The following is a 15,144-nucleotide window of genomic DNA, read 5'->3' as shown; positions in this document are numbered from 1 at the left end:
CGCCGTCTCCTACAGCCAGAAGACCACGCGCTTGCGGAACATGGCCAGCAGCGCGAGGGCGATTATCGCCAGGACGCCGGTCGTCCCCAGCGTCCAGAGCCAGTCGATCGTGGCGGGGGCATGGCCGGTCAGCGGCGCGCGCAGCAGCTCGACCTGGTGAGCCAGCGGGTTCAGCTCGACCACCCAGCGGTGCTTGGCGCTGACATTGGCCGTCATCCAGAACACCGGCGTCACGTAGAACAGCAGCTGGACGACATAGCTCATCATGTAGGCCACGTCGCGGAAGCGGGTCGACGGAATGGCGATGATGAAACCCTGGAAACACACGACCAGCAGCATCAGCGCGACGGCCGGGATCAGCGTCCAGTGCGGCACGGCGAACCGGCCGATGACCAGCATCACCGCCCAGAAGGCGATCAGCTGGAACAGGAAGTTCGTCGCCGCCTTCTGCGCATGCAGGAAGACGTAGAAGGTCAGCGGCAGGCGCTGGCTCTGCATCAGGCCGGAATTATAGAGGAAGATCGCCTGGGCCTCGGCGATCGTGGTGCCGACCAGCGACCAGGCCAAGAGGCCGGCGACCACCTGAGGATAGCTCTTCGACATGTCCACGCCCATCAGGGCGCTGACCAGGAAGGCCAGGGCGAAGGCGACGACCAGCAGGTTGCAGGCCATCCAGAACGGACCCAGGATCGACCTCTGGAAGCGCGAGGCCGTCTGGTCCAGGCCGAGCCGCCACCACAGGGGCGCGAGACGAACGCCGTCTCCCACATCCTTCAGCGCCGCCATCAAGGGACTCGGCATTCGCGACCTTCCAAAACGCCTCACGGCGACCAGCAAGGGGCCTGCTTACAGAGCCGGGCGCGCGCCGACAATTGCTTTGGAAGCTTGACGAAGCCTGTGTTGCGTAAAAACTTTAGTCGAATGACTTGAGCCGGCCCCATCGCGCTGCCGTCCGCCGGGGCTAAAACCAGCCAGCGTCCTTCAGGATAGGCGCATAGGTCCGGCTGACCGGCGCCTCCAGGCCGCCCGCCAGACGAACCTCGCCGGCGCCGCGCCGCCAGCGGACGGCCTCGACCGCCTCGGCGGCCACCCACCAGGAGCGATGGACGCGCCAGCCGTGGGCGCGTTCCAGTTCGGCCAGGGCGTCGGCGAAGCGCAGGGTGATCAGTTCCGCGCCGGCGTCGGTGTGAACCTTCAGATAGTGGTCGTGGGCCTCGACGGCGATCAGCCGCGCGCCGCGTCGCCTGGCCGAGAGCCTTCTGCGGAAGGCCGCCTCGGCCTCGGGCAGCGGCGGGGCGACGATGGTCAGGGTCTCGACCCGCGTCGGCAGGCGTCGCCAGACCAGGGTCCGCACGACCATCACCGCCAGCGAGATCGGCCACACTTGCCAGAGCAGCCGTCCATAGCCCGCCCAGCCGAACGGACCGCCCATCACGAGGTGCTCGGTGGCCAGCACGTGCAGCGACACCAGCGGCGCCATCAGCACCGAGACTACCACCACGCGTCGCCAGGTCTCGGGCATGCGGCTCGCCAGCCGTTCGTCCAGCACGACGCCGATCAGCCCGCCGCCGACCATGCAGATCATCCAGTAGACATAGCGTCCGACGATCGGCGCGCGCTCGGAGGCGAAGGGGCCCAGAAAGCCCATCAGCAGGCCGATCACGGCCATCAGGGCGATATCGATCGCCCATCGCCGCGCGGTGGCTTGTCGCTGCTGAATCGTCGCCTCCCCGTCCATGCCGTCCCGTTCGCGCAAGCTTGGCGCCGTTCGCGAAGCAAGGCCTAGCGAGACGCCGCGCACGCCGCAACGAGGTTCGGCGAACACCGCTGAAGGACCGACCGTGAACACCACGACCCTGACGAAGACGCCCCGCTGGCCCGCCCGCGCCCTGTGGAGCCTGGGCGCCCTCATGAGCCTCGGGATTGTCGCCTATGCCGCGCGGTACCTTCTGCATCCGCCACGCACCTCGGCCGAAGCCTTGGGCAATCCGCTGGGGGTTCCCTGGCTGGTCGTGCACGTTGCCGGCGCGGCCATTGCCCTGTTGCTGGGCTCGCTGCAGTTCCTGCCCGGCCTGCGCAAGATCGGCGGCCATCGTTGGATCGGGCGCGTCTATGTGCTGGGTTGCCTGGTCGGCGGGGTCGCCGGCCTGATCCTGGCGCCGGGGTCCTTCGCCGGACCAATCGCGACCGCCGGCTTCGGAAGCCTGGCCTTGATCTGGATCGCCGTCACCCTGTTGGGCTGGCGCGCGGCCCTGGACCGGCGCTTCGTCGACCACCGCCGCTGGATGATCCGTTCCTGGGCGCTGACGCTGGCCGCCGTCACCCTGCGGCTCTACCTGCCGGCGGTGCAGATCCTCGACCTGCCGTTCCTGCCCTGGTACCGCGCGATCTCTTTCCTGGCGTGGGTTCCCAACCTGCTGGTCGCCGAGCTGTGGCTACGGAATGAGGCGCGGCGCATGTCGGACCATCAGTGAATCGCGATGGATTTGCGCGACGATCGTCCTATGCTCGGGTGCGCGATCGGGGGGCGGACCTGGCGCTCCGTCCCGCGCAGCCATCACGCGAAGACCCGTTAGACCATGTTCAGCAAGTCTCTGAAAAACGCGCTCCTGATCGGGGCGGCTCTGGCCTGTGGATTTGCCGCCGCCGGCGCAGCGGCGACCGCCGACACGCCGGCCAGCGCGCCTTCCGCGAACGCGGGCGTCGATCCCGGCAAGGCCATTGTCGACAAGGCCTGCCAGTCCTGCCACGAGCTGGGCATGGTCACCGACGCCCGCCACACCGCCAAGGAATGGACGAGCGTCATCGACCGCATGCGCGCCAACGGCGCCGAGCTGAGCGACGACGACGCCAAGCAAGTCCAGGCCTATCTGACCAAGCTGTACGGCAAGCCTGGCTGAGCGGCCTTCGTCCCGCGAAATGAGACGCGGCGAAATCAACGATCGGCGCGTAACCTTTCCGCTCGCCGCGACGTATCTGATTACGGGCGGCGAAACGGAGATTTGCGATGACGACGCGACGACACCTTCTGGCCACCGGCGGCCTCTCGGTCCTTGGCGCAGCCCTGGGCCTGGCCGGCTTCAGCGCGCGAGCCGAAACGTTCGAGGTCACCCGCAGCGACGCCGAGTGGAAGCGCATGCTGCCGCCGGACGCCTACGAGGTCCTGCGCCACGCCCGCACGGAGCGCGCCGGCACCAGCCCGCTCGACAAGAACTACAAGAAGGGCACGTACAGCTGCCGCGGCTGCGACCTGCCGCTGTTCTCGTCGACGACCAAGTTCGACAGCGGCACCGGCTGGCCCAGCTTCTGGCAGTCCCTGCCCAACGCCACGGCCAAGAGCGCCGGCGGCAGCATCTTGTGGGGTACGGAGATCCACTGCCGACGCTGTGGCGGTCACCTGGGCCACGTGTTCAACGACGGTCCCAAGCCCACGGGCCTGCGCTACTGCATGAACGGCGTCGCCCTGACCTTCAAGGCCGCCTAGGACTCCATTCCAATGATCCTCTTCCTGCTGGCCTATCTGGGCGGGGTGCTGACCATTGTCAGCCCGTGCATCCTGCCGATCCTGCCGTTCGTGTTCGCGCGAGCCGACAAGCCGTTCGTGCGCAGCGGCCTGCCGATGCTGGCCGGCATGGCCGTGACCTTCGCCCTGGTCGCCACCCTGGCGGCGGTCGGCGGCGGTTGGGCCGTGCACGTCAACCAGTACGGCCGGTGGGTCGCCCCGGCGCTAATGGCCTTCTTCGGCCTGACCCTGCTGGTCCCGAGCCTGGCCGATCGCCTGACCCGGCCGCTGGTCGCCCTGGGCGGACGGCTGTCTCAGAGCGCTGACGAACAGGAGGCGGCCGGCGGCTCGACCGTCGTCGCCTCCGCCCTGCTCGGCGTCGCCACAGGGCTGCTTTGGGCGCCGTGCGCGGGCCCCGTGCTAGGCCTGATCCTGACCGGCGCGGCGCTGCAGGGCGCCAACGCCCAGACGACCCTGCTGCTGGTCGCCTTCGCGGCCGGCGCGGCGACCTCGCTGGGCCTGGCCTTGCTGGTCGGCGGCAAGGTCTTCACGGCCATGAAGCGCTCACTCGGCGCCAGCGAGTGGATCCGGCGCGGCGTCGGCGCGGTGATCCTGGTCGCCGTCGCGGCCATCGCCCTGGGCGTCGACACCGGCTTCCTGACCCGCGTCTCGCAGACCAGCACGGCCGCGCTGGAGCAGGGCCTGGTCAACAAGCTGCATCCTCGGCAGGAGTCGGTCCTGTTGCCCGCCAGCGGCGACGCGATGAGCGGCAGCCCCGCCATGATGGCCGCCAACCCGGCGATGATGAGCGCCAATCCCGCGATGATGTCCGCCAATGGCGCTCCGGACGGCGCGATGATGATGCGCGCCAAGCCCGGCCAGGGCACAGCCCTGCCGGTCGAAGGCGCCGCGCCCGCCCTGGACGGCGCGGTGACCTGGCTGAACTCCCCGCCCCTGACCACCGCCCAGCTGAAGGGCAAGGTCGTGGTCGTCGACTTCTGGACCTATTCCTGCATCAACTGCCTGCGCGCGATCCCCTATGTCCGCGCCTGGGCCGAGAAGTACAAGGACCAGGGCCTGGTGGTGATCGGCGTCCACGCGCCGGAATTCGCCTTTGAGAAAGACGTCAAGAACGTCCGCAAGGCCGTGGCCGACCTGAAGATCGGTTACCCGGTGGCGGTCGACAACAACTACGCGATCTGGCGCGCCTTCGGGAACCAGTACTGGCCGGCGCACTATTTCATCGACGCCAACGGCCAGGTGCGCCACCACCACTTCGGCGAGGGCGGCTACGACCAGTCCGAGCGGGTGATCCAGCAACTGCTGGCGGAGGCCGGCAAGGCCAAGATCGAAAGCGGCCTGGTGGCGGTCAAGGCCACCGGCGCCCAGGCGGCCTCGAACAGCAAGGACGTCGGCTCGCCCGAGACCTATGTCGGCTATGGCCGCGCCGAGAACTTCGCCTCGGCCGGCGGCGCCGTGCGCGACGCCCGGCACGTCTACGCGCTGGCTGGGCCACTGAAGCTCAATGCCTGGGGCCTGGCCGGCGACTGGACCATCGGCGCCGAGCAGGCCGGCCTGAAAGCGCCCGGCGGCAAGATCGCCTACCGCTTCCGCGCGCGCGACCTGCACCTGGTGCTGGGTCCGGCGGCCAATGGCGCCAAGGTCCGTTACCGGGTCACGATAGACGGCAAGCCGCCCGGCGCCGATCATGGCATGGACACCGACGCGGAGGGCAATGGCGTGATCACCGGCCAGCGGCTCTATCAGTTGATCCGGCAGAAGGGCGCGATCGGCGACCGCACCTTCGAGATCCAGTTCCTCGACGCCGGCGCCCAGGCCTACGCCTTCACGTTCGGCTGACGGAGAACCGCCGCCTGAGCTTTAGCCTCGGCTGTCGTGGAACGGCCTGGACGGCCAGGGCCTCTGAACCGGCCGCAGCCGCTCATAGGCGCGCGACAGTCGCAGGACGCCCAGGTCGTCGAAGCGTCGCCCGACGATCTGCATCCCGATCGGCAGGCCCTCAGCGGTATAGCCGCAGTTGATCGAGGCTGCGGGTTGCTCGGTCATGTTGAAGGCGACGGTGAAGCCGATGTGCTCGAACGGCCGGGCCGGGTCGTCGGTCGGCGACGGTAGGTGCGCATCGAAGGCCGGCATGGGCGCGGAGGGAGAGAGCAGGAAGTCGAACGGCTGGAAGGCCTTGGCGCCGGCTTCGCGCATGCGCTGGATCTGGTTGAAGCCGCGATAGACCGACAGCCCGTCGGCCCCGCGCGCCGCGCGCGCCCAGTCGAGGATGTAGGGCAGGCAGCGCTCGACCCGCTCCGGCGGTAGGGCGTCGAGATCGCTCAGCGACCGCGTGCGCCAGAAGAGATCCAGGCCGTCCAGCATCTCGCGGGTGAGGTACGGCGCGAACGGCTCGACGATCGCTCCGGCCGCCTCTAAGGCCCGGGCGGCGGCGGTCACCGCCTCGGCGACCTCGGGCTCGACGGGCAGGCCGACGCCGGCGTCCAGCATCAGGCCGATCCGCAGGCCCTTCAGGTCGAGATCGAGGTCGTCCCAGGTGATCAACGCCGGCGGGAGGCTCATATGGTCCCGCTCATCCGGCGCGGAGAGCACGCTCATGGCCAGGGCCGCGTCTTCGACCGTGCGGGTCATCGGGCCGGCGCAGCGGCCGATATAGGGCGGGTCGATCGGGATGCGGCCGTTGCTGGGCTTGAAGCCGAAGATCCCACACCAGCCGGCAGGCAGGCGAATGGAGCCGCCAATGTCGGTGCCGATGTGCAGCGGTCCATAGCCCGCGGCGGCCGCCGATCCCGCCCCCGCGCTAGAACCGCCCGGCGTCTTGGCCAGGTCCCACGGATTGCGCGACAGGGCGTGGAAGCTCGACAGGCCCGACGACAGCATGCCGAAGTCTGGGTTGGTGGTCTTGGCCAGGATCACCGCGCCGGCCTCGCGCAGTCGGGCGGCGGGCGGGGCGTCGACCGGCTCGGGGACAAGATCGGATGCGGCCGAGCCGATTGGCTTGGGCACGCCCTGGGTGGCGATCAGTTCCTTGATCGTGACGGGCGCGCCGTCCAGCGGCCCCAGCGCCTCTCCGCGCCGCCAGCGGCCCTCGGACGCGCGGGCCGCATTGAGCGCTGTCTCGGCGTCCAGAGCCCAGGTCGCGGCCAGGTCCGGCTCACAGGCTTCGATCCGCGCCAGCACGGCTTGGGTGACCTCGACCGGCGACGCGCCGCCCTCGCCGTAGAGCCGGGAGAGTTCGGTCGCGGTCAGGTCGGGAAGCTCGCTCATGCAGGAAGACTAGGCTCAGCATGGGCGGCTTCGCTAGAGTGCCCACGAATCCCTGGAAGGACATCGCCTTGCTTCGACCTGGTCCGCGCAATCTGCTCACCGATGTGCCCGGCCTGACGGTCGGCAACGCCACGGACGAGGCGGTGCGCAGCGGCGTGACCGTCGTGCGCTTCCCAGGCGGCTGGGGCGCCGGCGTCGACGTGCGCGGCGGCGGGCCGGGCGTGCGCGAGACCGAAACCCTGTCGCCCGAGAATGGCTATGCGCGCCTGCACGGCCTGACGCTGAGCGGCGGCTCGGTCTTCGGCCTGGGCGCGGCCGACGGTGTCGTGGCTGCTCTGTCGCAAGCGGGGGAAGGCTTTCCGGTCAGCCCCGGCGCGCCGAGAGCGCCGATCGTGGCCGGCGCCGTGCTGTACGACCTGGGCAATGGCGGCGACAAGGACTGGGGGCTCGAGCCGCCGTACCGCCGCCTGGGCCAGGAAGCCTTGGCCGCGGCCGACGCGACCTTCGCGCTCGGCGCGGTCGGGGCGGGACGCGGCGCGCGGGCGGGCCTGGTTCCAGGCGGGCTCGGCTCCGCGTCCCTGGACCTGGGCGACGGCTTGATCGTCGGCGCCCTGGCGGCGGTGAATCCGGTCGGTTCGGTGTTCATGCCGGACGGCGAGACCTTCTGGGCCTGGCCGTTCGAGATCGACGGCGAGTTCGGGGGGCGCATTCCCACGGGGCCGGCCGGAGCGGTCGAGCCGATGCCGGATGACTCCCGCCTGGCCGGCCAGGGACGGCTGACGCAAGGCGCCAACACCACCTTGGCCGTGGTCGCCGTCAATGCGGCGCTCACCGCCGCCGAGTGCAAGCGCCTGGCGATGATGGCTCAGGATGGCCTGTCACGGGCGGTGCGTCCGGCCCACACGCCGTTCGACGGCGACGTGGTCTTCGCGGTCGCTTCGGGCGCCGTCGACCTGGGCGAAACCGGCCGCCTGCGCCACATCGCCCGCCTCGGCTCGGCCGCCGGCGACTGCCTGGCGCGGGCCATCGCCCGAGGCGTCTACGCGGCGCGCGGCTAGCCGAGAGCGGCCAGCGCTCGGGCAAGATTCGGCGTCGCGGCGATCAATTGCGCCGTGTACGGATGTTTTGGCGCGGCGAAGACCTCGGCGGTCGGTCCAGCCTCGACGATCTGTCCCTCGCGCATGACCAACACCCGGTCGGTCAGGCCGCGCACCACCCCCATGTCGTGGGTCACCAACAGATAGGCCACGCCCAGGTCGTCGGAGAGCCGCGCCAAAAGATCCAGCACCTCTGCCCGGACAGTGACGTCCAGGGCCGAGACCGCCTCGTCCAGGGCGATGACGTCGGGCTCGACGATCAGGGCGCGGGCGATGGCGATGCGCTGGCGTTGGCCGCCGCTGAACTGGTGCGGATAGCGGTCGGCGGCCTCGGCCGCCAGCCCGACCTTGGCCAGCATGGCCTCGACCTTGGCCCGGCGTTCGGTTGGGGAGAGCTTGACGTCCAGCAGGTGCAGCGGTTCGGCCACCAGCCGCTCGACCGTCCAGCGCGGATCGAGACTGCCATTCGGATCCTGGAAAACCAGCTGGATGGCGCGTCGACGGCGGCGCGGCGAGGCGGGTGTGAAGGGCTCCCCAGCCAGCCGCACCTCGCCGCCCTGGACCGGATCCAGGGCCAGAAGGGCGCGCAGCAGGGTCGACTTGCCGCTGCCGGACTCGCCGACCAGGCCGACGATCTCGCCCGGACGGATCTCCAGCGAGACGCCCCTCAGCACGCGCACCGGCGGCCCGGCGCGAAGGAAGCGGCGCGGACCAGTATAGTCGCGGACCACGCCACGCGCCTCCAGGATCGGCGCGGCCTGGGCGTCCGGCGTGCGTGTCCTGACCGGCAGGCGCTCGGCGTCGGCGGCCAGGGCGCGGGTATAGGGATGGGCCAGGGCCTTGAAGACGGCGCCAGTCTCGCCTTGCTCGACGATCTCGCCGTCCTTCATCACCGCCACATGGTCGGCGGCCTCGGCGACCAGGGCCAGGTCGTGGCTGATCAGGATCAGGGCCGCGCCGTCCTCGCGCACCAGGTGGCGCAGCAGCTTGAGGATCTCGGCCTGGGTTGTGACGTCCAGCGCCGTGGTCGGCTCGTCGGCGATCAGCAGGCGGGGCGACAGCACGACGGCGATGGCGATGGCGACCCGCTGGCGCTGGCCGCCGGACAGCTCGTGCGGATAGCGCGTCAGGGGGATGTCGGCGAGGCCCACGCGGTCCAACGTCTCGCGGGCGGCGGCGATGGCTTCTGCACGCGAGGCCTTGCGGTGCAGGCGCACGACCTCCGCCACCTGAGCGCCGATGGTCATCACAGGGTTGAGCGACGTCATCGGCTCCTGGAACACCATGCCGATGCGGTCGCCGCGCAGGCGGGACAGTTCGTCGTCGGGCAGGCCGACGAGGTCGCGGTCCTCGAAGCGGATCGCGCCCTCGACCCGCGCCCCACGCGGCGGCAGGCCCAGGATCGACAGGGCCGTCAGCGACTTGCCGGAGCCGGACTCGCCGACAATGCCCAGCACCTGGCCGGCCTCCAGCGTCAGCGACAGGCCGCGAAGGATCGGCTGGTCGCCCAGCGTCAGCTTTAGGTCGTGGATCTCGAGCAGGGCCACCTAGCGCTCCTCGTCCAGGCGCGGGTCCAGTCGGTCGCGCAGGCCGTCGCCCAGCAGGTTCAGGCCCAGCACGGTGATGACGATGGCCAGGCCGGGGAAGATCGCCTGCAGCGGCGCGACCGAGACCAGGGTCTGGGCGTCGGCCAGCATCTTGCCCCAGCTGGCGGCCGGCGGCTGGACGCCGAGACCGACATAGGAGAGCCCCGCCTCGGCGATGACGCCCAGCGAGAACTGCAGCGTCGCCTGTACGATCAGCACACTGAGCAATCCAGGCGCGATGTGCTCCAGCGAGATCCGCGTCACCCCCTTGCCGGCCGCGCGGGCGGCCAGGACGTAGTCGCGGGTCCAAAGAGTGAGCGCCGAGCCTCGGGTCAGGCGGGCGAACACGGGCACGTTGAAAACGCCGATGGCGATGACGGCGTTGATCGCGCCCGGACCCAGGACGGCGGTGATCAGGATCGCCAGGATCAGGGCCGGGAACGCGAAGACCACGTCCGAGGCGCGCATGACCAGCTCATCGACGACGCCCCGGCGGGCGGCAGCCAGCAGGCCCAGCGGCACGCCGACGCCCGCGCCCAACAGCACGGCCACCAGCGAAACCGACAGGGCGTTGCGCGCGCCCAGCAGGATCATCGAAGCGACGTCGCGGCCAAAGTGATCCAGCCCCAGCCAGTGGGCGGCGGTGGGGCTTTGCAGGCGGTGGCCGATGTCGAAGCTGGCCGCGTCATAGGGCGTCCACACCAGCGACACCAACGCGGCGGCCACGAAGGCGATGCTGATCACGCCGCCGACCATCAGCGTAGGCGAAAGGCGGGCGCGGCTCATGATCCGCGCCTCCGCAGGCGGGGATCGACCAGCACATAGGCCACGTCGACCAGGAAGGTGGTGGCCACCACGGCGAAGACCAGCAGCATGACCACGCCCTGCACCACGATCAGGTCGCGCTGGGTGATGGCTTGCAGGACGAGGCGTCCAAGCCCTGGCAGGAAGAAGACGTTCTCGATGATCACCCCGCCGGCCAGCAGAAAGGGGAACTGCAGGCCGAGGATGGTCAGCAGAGGGATCAAGGCGTTGGGCAGGCCGTGCCGCCACAGCGCTTGGCTCGCCGTCAGGCCCTTGGCGCGGGCAGTGCGCATATAGTCCTCGGCCAGGGTGTCGATCAGGGCCGAGCGGGTGACGCGGGCGATGATCGCGGCTTGCGGCGCGGCTAGGGCGATGGCCGGCAGGGCCAGGGCCTTCAGCGCCGGGATCAAGCCCGCGTCCCAACCGGGGAAGCCGCCGGCCGACACCCAGCGCAGGCCGATCGAGAACACCATGACCAGCAGTACGGCGAACCAGAAGTTCGGAATGGCCACGCCCACCTGGGTCAGGCCCATGACCATCGTGTCGGTCGCCCTGCCCCGCCGCGCCGCCGCCAGGGCGCCGATCGGCGCGCCGACCGCGACCGACAGCGCCAGGGCCAGCAGGGCGAGAGGCAGCGAGACGCCGATCCGCTCGGCGACCAGAGCCGAGACCGGGGTCTGGTAGGTGTAGCTGACGCCCAGGTCGCCGTGCAGCATGCCCAGCAGCCAGGCGAGATAGCGCTGGGCCGCCGGACCTTCCAGCCCCATCTGCTGGCGCAGATTGGCGACGGCCTCTGGGCTGGCGTTCAGCCCCAGCATGTAGGCGGCCGGATCGCCCGGAACGACCTGGATGATGGCGAAGACCACGACGCTGGCGGCCAGCAGGGTCAGGACCATCACCATCGCCCGACCGCCCAGATAGGCCGCTCCGAAGCGCACGGCCAGCAAGGCCAGGCCAGCGACCGCGGCGAGCGCCAGGACCACGGTGACGATGGCGCCGGCCGGACCGGCCTTGCCGCTCGTGATAGCCTCCGCCCCGTCGGCGCCATCGAACGCCGCCGTGTGCAGGTCGAGGGTCTGGGTCGGCGAATTGACCCAGACGTCCTTCAGGCGTGCGTCAAACACGCCCAGGTGCGGGAACTGAAAGAGAAAGCCGTTCACCGCGTCATCGGCGATCCGGCGCTGGATCTGGCCCAGGATCGCCGCCCGCTGGCGCTCGTCGGTCGCGCCCGTCAGGGCTTCCATCAGCCCGTGGAAAGCCTCGCTGTGATAGCCGAAATAATAGCCGGCCTTGTCATAGATGGCGTAGTCCATCGGCTCCGCATGGCTGACGATGGTCAGGTCGAACGCGTGGCGGCCATAGACCTGGTCCAGCCATTGGGCCCACTCGATATTCTGGATCTTCACCCGCACGCCGGCCTGGACCAGCTGGGCGGCGACGATCTCGCCGCTACGGCGGGCGTAGTTGGGCGGCGGCAGCTTCAGGGTCAGGTCCAGGCCGTTGGGATAGCCGGCCTGCGCCAGCAACGCCTTGGCCTTGGCGACGTCGTGCGGATAGAGGCCGGTCAGGTCGACATAGGCGGCATTCTGCGGCGGGAAGTGGCTGCCGATCGGCGTCCCATAGCCGTACATCGCCCCGTCGATGATCGCCCGGCGGTCCAGGGCGTATTGCAGGGCGCGACGCACCCGCACGTCGGCCAGCGGGCCGGCACGGTTGTTGACGCCCAGGATCACCTCGCCCTCGCTGGGGGCGGTGATCACCTTGAGGGCCGGATCGGCGCGCAGTTGGGCCAAGTTCTCCGGAGCCGGATAGTCGGGGAAGGCGTCGATCTCGTGGGTCTTGATCGCCGCATAGGCCCCCGCCGGATCGGCGATGAACTTGAATCTCACCTGACGCAGCTTGGCGGGCTGGCCCCAATAGCCGTCGTTGCGGACCAGGCTCACGGCGTCGCCGCGCCGCCAGCCGGCGAACCTGAACGGGCCGGTGCCGACCGGCGTGGTGGCCAGGCCCGCCGCCGACTTCGGCGAGACCATCACGCTGTCGCCCCAGGCCAGGGTGTAGACCAGGTTGCTGTCGGGCTTGGAGAGATGCAGGCGCGCCGTGCGCGGATCGATAACCTCGACCTGCCGGATGACGCTCAGCGCCTGCTTCTGGACATTGGTCGAGGCCGGACCAAGGGCGCGCTCCAGGCTGAACTTGACGATGCCGGCGTCGAACGGCGTCCCGTCCTGGAAGCGCACGCCCTCTCGAAGATGGAAGGTGTAGGTCAGGCCGTCGGGCGAAACCTCCCACCAGGTCGCCAACAGCGGCCTGACCGCCCCTTGGGCGTCCAGGCGGACAAGGCCTTCGAAGATGTTGCGGTAGACCACCTCGTCGGTCGCCACCGCCGCGCCGGACGTGGGATCGAGGTGGGGCGGCTCCAACTGCAGCGCGACGGTCAGGGTGTCCTTGGGCGCGGCGTGGGCGACGGGCGCGAACGCCAGCAGGCAGGCGGCCACCAGACCGAGAAGGGCGCGGAGCTTCACGCGATGCGCGCCCGGGCCTTGGCGGCCTCGGCGGGCAGGCACAGGCGGTCGTAGACTCTCGCCAGGGCGCGATTGAGCGGGACGCCGTCGGGATCGAAGCCGCGCCGCAGCTCCAGCGTCTGCTGGGCTTCCGACAGCCGGTCGGCGCGGATCAGGGCGTCCAGGATCAGTTGCTCGAAGAGATCCCGCTGGGCGTGGCTGCCGCCGATCTCGGCCAGGCGCGGCAGGGCGGCGCGCAGGCCACGCAAGGCCGCCGGATAGTCGCCCCGCGCGTAGGCGACCAGACCCTCCGCCGCCGGCAGGGCGACCTCGCGCCAGGTCTCGCGGACGAAGTCGGGCGCCTCCAGCGCCGCGCGACGCACGGCGGCCAGCAAGGCGCCTGCCTCGGGCCGGCCCGCCCGGGCCAGGCCGTAGAGATATTGCAGGGTCAGGAACGGCTGGACCACATCTTGGGCGCGGACGAACAGGTGATCGGCGAGATCGCTCCAGCGCTCGCCCACATCCACGCCAGCCAGCTCCAGCCGGGCCAGCAGCGACACGGCCCCGACCTGATCCTGGGAGTAGTCCTTGGCCTGCGCCCAGCAGTGGTCGTCATAGGCGGCCATGGCGGCGTCGAACCGGCCCTGGCTGAGATAGAACAGCGCCAGATGCCACCACAGATGCGTGTCCATGAACGAGTTCAGGCCCGTCCAGGTGTCGCGGACGACTTCCAGGAACGCGACGCCCTCGGCAATGCGGCCCTGGGTCAGCATCACATGGGCCAGAGCGTGCTGGGCCCACGGCTCCTTGCGCTTGAGGGTCAGCGCGCGTCGCGCGGCGGCCTCGGCCTCGTCCAGCAGGTGGCACTGCTCGTAGGCGAAGGCCAACATGCCGTGCAGCTGGGCCACGTCCTCGGCGGCCGGGAGGACGGCGCTGGCCGCCCGCAGCATGGCCGGGAAGTCGCCGCGGTTGAAGTCGTGATACTGCCGAAGCTTCAGCACCAGCAGATCGCGCGGCCACGCCGCCAGGATCGCGTCGGCGACGCCTAAGGCGCCGGGAATGTCGTCCGCCGACCAGGCCGTGACGAACTCGACGAAGGCCTGTTCACGCGGGTGGGCCTGACCAGCCGCCGCCCGAGCTCGAGCGAGATACGGCGCGGCGCGTTCGGCGGCCTCCGGCGCCTCCAGCAGCAGCCACAGCGTCGCGGCATAGGCGTTCAGCAGGGCGCAGTCCGGATAGGCCTCGGCGGCCCCGATCACTTCGGCCGCCCGGGTCTCATAGCTGAGGAAGCCGTCGACGAAGCCGTCCACCGCCGCCAGGGCGGCGTCTGGTGTCGGGCTGACCGGGTTGCCGAGATAGTCGGTACGCATAGGGGGTACTCTAGCGGACGCCAGCCTCGGCGAGGAAGGCGGCCGTATCGTCAGCCGAACGCTGCGGGATCTCGACCTGCGGCAGGTGCCCGACCTTCGGATAGACGATCAGCTTGGCGCCCGGGATGGCCTCGGCGAACTTGTGGGCGCTGGCCACCTCGATCAACGGATCGATCTCGCCCCACAGCACCAGGGTCGGGACCTTGATCGTGGAGAGAACCTCGCGGGTCGCCTGGCTGTGCTTGCCGGGCTGGATCGACATGAGGATGGCGCGGTGACCCGGGGCGCGCTGCAGCTCGGCCCAGCGATCGATGAACGCGTCGGTGATCACGGCCGGATCGCCGACCTCGCCGCGCAGGCCCGAGCGGATCAGCGGTTTGTTGTCGATCGAGCGCAGGAAGGCGCGGCCCCACGAATACTTCAGCAACTTGAAGGCCAAGGGCGGCTTCTTCAGGGTCTGCGCCGGCCAGCCGGCGGCGTCGACCAGGACGAGGCCGTTCAGGCGTTCCGGATGGCGCACGGCAACCTGCCAGGCCACGCCGCCGCCCATCGAGTTTCCGGCGATGGCGAACTTGGGAAGGTTCTCCTTCGCGGCCAGGGCCTCGATCAGGTCGGCGAAGCCGTCGGCCGACGCGACGTAGCCCACGGGCGCCCGGGTCAGGCCGTGGCCCGGCAGGTCGACGGTGATGATCCGATAGCGATCGGAGAGCCGCGCGACCCAGCCCTCCCACGAGAAGTGGGAGTCGCCAAAGCCGTGGACCAGCACCAGCAGCTTCCCGTCGGCCTTGCCCTCGTCCTTGTAGTGCAGGCGAACGCCGCCGGGCAGGTCGGCATAGTGCGAAGCCTTGCTGGCGTACTCGGCCTCGAGTTTCTCATAGGGGATGTCGGGGCCGCGCAGCAGCAGCCAGCCGACAAAGCCGGCCAGCACGATCACGGCCAGGAGGCCGCCCAGGATCAGCAACAGGGTCTTCAACATGGGCGGTCTCCCCGACG

Annotated in this window: 13 protein-coding genes; 5 read left to right on the top strand and 8 right to left on the bottom strand. The window is 70.1% G+C overall.

Annotation, left to right across the window (positions count from 1 at the left end; translation table 11 throughout):
* Positions 1-9: 9 nt before the first annotated feature.
* Entirely contained in the window at positions 10-801 is a 792-nt protein-coding gene (locus tag CSW62_RS02450) for an ABC transporter permease (protein ID WP_099575622.1), read from the bottom strand.
* 160 nt (positions 802-961) lie between these two features.
* The gene (locus CSW62_RS02445) at positions 962-1,756 is read right to left on the bottom strand and encodes a LytTR family DNA-binding domain-containing protein (RefSeq protein ID WP_233206593.1); all 795 of its coding nucleotides are present in this window, start codon (positions 1,754-1,756) and stop codon (positions 962-964) included.
* Positions 1,757-1,841: 85 nt separating this feature from the next.
* Here CSW62_RS02445 and CSW62_RS02440 point away from each other — a divergent pair, with 85 nt between their 5' ends.
* The 4 genes from CSW62_RS02440 to CSW62_RS26735 all read left to right on the top strand — a co-directional run bounded on the left by CSW62_RS02440 (position 1,842) and on the right by CSW62_RS26735 (position 5,362).
* Entirely contained in the window at positions 1,842-2,474 is a 633-nt protein-coding gene (locus CSW62_RS02440) for a DUF2306 domain-containing protein (RefSeq protein WP_233206592.1), read from the top strand.
* A 105-nt stretch (positions 2,475-2,579) separates the two neighbouring features.
* Positions 2,580-2,900 carry a cytochrome c gene (locus tag CSW62_RS02435; protein ID WP_099575620.1) on the top strand — a complete coding sequence of 107 codons (321 nt, stop codon included), beginning with the start codon at positions 2,580-2,582 and terminating at the stop codon, positions 2,898-2,900.
* Between the two features lie 107 nt (positions 2,901-3,007).
* Complete coding sequence (msrB, locus tag CSW62_RS02430) at positions 3,008-3,484, top strand: peptide-methionine (R)-S-oxide reductase MsrB (protein WP_099575619.1); 477 nt, start codon at positions 3,008-3,010, stop codon at positions 3,482-3,484.
* 12 nt (positions 3,485-3,496) lie between these two features.
* Positions 3,497-5,362, top strand: coding sequence for a cytochrome c biogenesis protein DipZ (locus tag CSW62_RS26735; protein ID WP_099575618.1), 1,866 nt, complete (start codon positions 3,497-3,499; stop codon positions 5,360-5,362).
* Between the two features lie 21 nt (positions 5,363-5,383).
* Here the strand turns inward: CSW62_RS26735 and CSW62_RS02420 are convergent, their stop codons facing one another.
* Complete coding sequence (locus tag CSW62_RS02420) at positions 5,384-6,790, bottom strand: amidase (RefSeq protein WP_099575617.1); 1,407 nt, start codon at positions 6,788-6,790, stop codon at positions 5,384-5,386.
* 68 nt (positions 6,791-6,858) lie between these two features.
* On the opposite strand from CSW62_RS02420, the gene CSW62_RS02415 reads away from it, so the two are divergent.
* Positions 6,859-7,848 (top strand): P1 family peptidase, encoded by a 990-nt coding sequence (locus tag CSW62_RS02415; protein WP_099582143.1) that lies wholly within the window; start codon positions 6,859-6,861, stop codon positions 7,846-7,848.
* Here the strand turns inward: CSW62_RS02415 and CSW62_RS02410 are convergent.
* Genes CSW62_RS02410 through CSW62_RS02390 form a run of 5 tightly spaced genes read right to left on the bottom strand, consistent with a single transcriptional unit; the run spans position 7,845 to position 15,127 of the window.
* Positions 7,845-9,434 (bottom strand): ABC transporter ATP-binding protein, encoded by a 1,590-nt coding sequence (locus CSW62_RS02410; protein ID WP_099575616.1) that lies wholly within the window; start codon positions 9,432-9,434, stop codon positions 7,845-7,847. The genes CSW62_RS02415 and CSW62_RS02410 overlap by 4 nt on opposite strands.
* Positions 9,435-10,259, bottom strand: a complete 825-nt coding sequence (locus CSW62_RS02405; RefSeq protein ID WP_099575615.1) for an ABC transporter permease — start codon at positions 10,257-10,259, stop codon at positions 9,435-9,437.
* On the bottom strand, positions 10,256-12,802 hold the full coding sequence (locus tag CSW62_RS02400) for an ABC transporter substrate-binding protein (protein ID WP_099582142.1): 2,547 nt from the start codon (positions 12,800-12,802) through the stop codon (positions 10,256-10,258). Before CSW62_RS02400 ends, CSW62_RS02405 begins: the two co-directional genes overlap by 4 nt.
* Entirely contained in the window at positions 12,799-14,151 is a 1,353-nt protein-coding gene (locus CSW62_RS02395) for a tetratricopeptide repeat protein (RefSeq protein ID WP_099575614.1), read from the bottom strand. The genes CSW62_RS02400 and CSW62_RS02395 overlap by 4 nt, the downstream gene beginning before the upstream one ends.
* Positions 14,152-14,161: 10 nt before the next feature.
* Positions 14,162-15,127, bottom strand: a complete 966-nt coding sequence (locus CSW62_RS02390) for an alpha/beta fold hydrolase (RefSeq protein WP_099575613.1) — start codon at positions 15,125-15,127, stop codon at positions 14,162-14,164.
* Between the last annotated feature and the right edge of the window lie 17 nt (positions 15,128-15,144).

It is taken from the genome of Caulobacter sp. FWC2, from assembly GCF_002742625.1.
Lineage (GTDB): Bacteria > Pseudomonadota > Alphaproteobacteria > Caulobacterales > Caulobacteraceae > Caulobacter.
This window is presented reverse-complemented; position numbering and strand designations above follow the sequence as displayed.